General features: G+C 42.3%; 3 protein-coding genes and 2 pseudogenes. 3 read left to right on the forward strand and 2 right to left on the reverse strand.

All coding sequences use genetic code 11. The annotated features are described in order from the left end of the window. Window positions 1–170 precede the first annotated feature (170 nt). Both MJ769_RS05920 and MJ769_RS05925 read right to left on the reverse strand, forming a co-directional pair. Window positions 171–260, reverse strand: a pseudogene (locus MJ769_RS05920) (IS200/IS605 family transposase); the annotation flags it as partial. A gap of 746 nt (window positions 261–1006) precedes the next feature. Further along, on the reverse strand, window positions 1007–1147 hold the full coding sequence (locus tag MJ769_RS05925; protein ID WP_239235149.1) for a hypothetical protein: 141 nt from the start codon (window positions 1145–1147) through the stop codon (window positions 1007–1009). Between the two features lie 496 nt (window positions 1148–1643). On the opposite strand from MJ769_RS05925, the gene MJ769_RS05930 reads away from it, so the two are divergent. The 3 genes and pseudogenes from MJ769_RS05930 to MJ769_RS05940 form a co-directional block, all read left to right on the forward strand. After that, complete coding sequence (locus MJ769_RS05930) at window positions 1644–1994, forward strand: DUF2383 domain-containing protein (RefSeq protein WP_239235151.1); 351 nt, start codon at window positions 1644–1646, stop codon at window positions 1992–1994. A gap of 207 nt (window positions 1995–2201) precedes the next feature. Beyond that, window positions 2202–2975, forward strand: a complete 774-nt coding sequence (locus MJ769_RS05935) for a Crp/Fnr family transcriptional regulator (RefSeq protein ID WP_239235152.1) — start codon at window positions 2202–2204, stop codon at window positions 2973–2975. A gap of 88 nt (window positions 2976–3063) precedes the next feature. Then, a pseudogene (locus MJ769_RS05940) lies at window positions 3064–3195 on the forward strand (IS481 family transposase); the annotation flags it as partial. Between the last annotated feature and the right edge of the window lie 51 nt (window positions 3196–3246).

The raw sequence follows: 3246 nt of genomic DNA on the forward strand, positions 1-3246 counted from the left end.
GGCAAAGCCGGGGGCTTATTAGATAAGCTTCTCAAAGGGGCGGTAAAACCGTGAGCTGTCCGAGGCGGCTATACGTCCAGTTTCACCTGATCATATCATTTCTCCTCTTCAACTTCCTTGTTCTTCGCCAATTCGTGAGATATCGAACCAAGGTTCTGGCGCAATACTCAGAATATTATCTTCTTTCGTATCTTCGGAATGAATACCACATGATATTTACAATCCCACCTCGTATGCGCGAGGCTCTGGTACTCTTTCATTTGTGACTCTCCTTCGTCTTTTGGTCAAGACTCGGAGATTCATTCCGATCGTCGTACAGGTCAAACCTTGGTGAGTCCCCCAGTATAACCGGGTTTTACCATAGCGTAATTATAAAGGCTATGTCGCTCAGACACTTAATTCAACAGGTAATTGCGACATAGCCTATTGTAAATTGTGTAAGCCCAAAGTTACGTTTGTAATACAGCAAGATTAGTGGGCTGTATGGACAGAATATTCGTGAGCCCCTCTGCGTTATCTGGGTAGGCGATGTGTTCATCCTCCAAATCTTTCGGTAATACTACGAAGTACCGGTAGAGATTAGTAATAAAGCTGGGTAACCAATTGTTCACACTGGCGATGTAAGATATTTTAGTCAGCCTTATTTCTTGGGGCAATCTGTCTTGCATTGTGCGGAATATGTTGCGTTTGTCACTTTAGAGCGTTACAGGCAGTCCGGTGGCCACGATATGATCTACAGAGAGTGTACGCGTGGTCTTGCTCGATTCAAAGCGAAGTTGCAAGAGCTTGCGGCAACTTTCTTAGCTTCTCCAATAGTCCACGCCGCAATCATGATCTGGTGTGTGCTTTCAACCAATGGGTGTATATTATAACGTTCGGCCATTTTCTCAGCTGCGAAGGCCGGCCCAAAGTCGAGATAATGTTCGCTGATCATTTGTCCTGATTGTTTCATCCACCCGCCGATTCGAGACTCGTCCGAGCTTCTTGCTGATTAGCCCCGGCAAGCCTAGGGTACGGTAGCGCCGCAAGATACTCTTGGTTTGGCGCACACTAGCAGCCAGCATTTTCCAGCATCCTTTGGATCGATTTTACCTGCAGTCAGTTGCTCTATTACCTGCCAACGTTTTGCTTCCTTTTGACTCGTCATGTTCATTTCATAGCGTCCGCCGCTATGGTTTTTATCGGGCACTGAGTTTACTTAACGCAAACTCAAGGGGACATTTCTATTTGGGAGATAGAGGACATTAATACTTTGCGCTGACATTGTCAGTAGTTCGCCCTCTTGCGTATTTGGACTACAGTGATCTCACATCTATTTGGCATGTAAACCTATATTAACGTCAGTTTTGCCAAAGTTTTAATTTTGGTTTTCTAGCAAACTATATTAACTCTTTCCTGTTATTAAAAATAGGTGGGTGAATGTAGTTGTCAGTATTGATTTTAAGTAACCATTTACGTTTATTGTACTTGAGTTTTCTCTGTTGACAGTTGTCTGTTGACAGTTGTCTGTTGACAACAAGGAGCGCGTAACTTGCGGGATAAATTTAAGATTTATCAGGTGTTTATTCATGTTTTTTAAATGGCAAGTTCTCTTAATTAATACACATTAAATTCGGCATAGCGCGATCTAACAGGAGAAAGAAATGGAAAACAGAAAAATCGTGAATGTGCTGAATGATCTAATTGAAATTTCACGCGATGATGCTGAGGGATTTAAGACTTGTGCGGAGAAAATGGAGGATGATGAACTCAGATTTTATTTTCAATCACGTATATACGATTGTGAAAAAACTATTCGCGAATTGGAAATTGCTATTAGTCGCTATGGCGATTATCCAGACACCGAGAGTAGCATTTACTCCTTAAAGGCCTATGGCAAAGCACTGAAGGAAGATATACCAAGTGATCTCAGACCGCTCATTAATCGGGGTATTCGCAGAATCATGATAGGCGAGTCGAACATGCGAGTTTTTGATAATGAAGATTCTACTTAAAAATCTTTCCTATCATTATATTACCTTTGAATTCGTAGACAAAAAAGTAAATTTTCATAGACAAATTTGCAAACTAAATACTTAAGCTGTGCATTGCGAGTTAGCTAATGCAAAACAAGAGCACTTCGTACTTGTATATCGCTGACTCGAGTTGTCTATTGGAATTTTGTGATTATTCAACCACCGTTACCTTCTTGGGGATACAACATGGCAACATCTAACGTTATCCAGTCAGTACGTATGTGCAGAAATAATCTATTGTCAATGTTGACTGATGAAGAATACCAAGTCTTATTACCGCGCCTGGAGCTTGTGCATTTGTCCTTGAAAGAAATACTTTCTCAGAAAAATACACGGATTGAATACATCCTTTTCCCCTGTACTACTGTACTTTCAGTTTTGTCCTATATGGCAGATGGTTCTGCGATCGAAATAAGTGCTGTGGGCAATGAAGGATTTACAGGGATGGAGATTCTGATAAATAGCACACATGCAGTCGAAACCACAATTTGTCAGGTTGCAGGCAGCAGTCTGCGTATGCGAGTAAGTGATTTTAAAGCGGCGATTAGTGGTGATACGCCGTTGAGACGAATTACCGAACGCTATGCGCACACCTACATGAATCAGATGGCACAATCCATAGTTTGTAACCGTCTGCACACACTCGAGCAGAGATTTGCCCGAAGACTACTTATTACCCATGATCGAGTGGAAGGGAATACGTTTTTCCTAACGCAAGAATTTCTTGCCGGGATGCTTGGCGTATGCAGACCAAGCGTGAGCGTTGTGGCAAATGAATTTCAAGAACGTGGATTGATTCGATATAGTCGCGGCCACTTGAGAATATTAGATAGAGCCAGGCTCGAACAGGTAGCGTGCGAATGTAGTAACCGCGTTATGCATTCGCGTTTTGAATCTCCTCGTTATCCCAAGCGGTTGGGGCGAGCGCAAAATGAAAGTGCGGATTTAGTGAGCTATTGATCCGCCCAGGAGATGTTTGAACTTTTTTGTTAGTCAAGCTGCACGGTGACGGCGCCTCCCACTTCAAACTTCACTTGGCCGTATCAATAAAACGAAGGCGATGTCACCACATACTAACGATATATGCGAGCACTTCCACAAAACCATTTTGCAGAAATTTTACCAAGTTACATTCCGTAAAAAACTTTATCCTAATATGGAAACATTACAGAAAGAGCTAGTGTAGTGAACCGTAATTAACGGAACTAATAACAATGGTGCCTGTCTCATT

It is taken from the genome of Candidatus Nitrotoga sp. BS, from assembly GCF_927797785.1.
Taxonomy (GTDB): domain Bacteria; phylum Pseudomonadota; class Gammaproteobacteria; order Burkholderiales; family Gallionellaceae; genus Nitrotoga.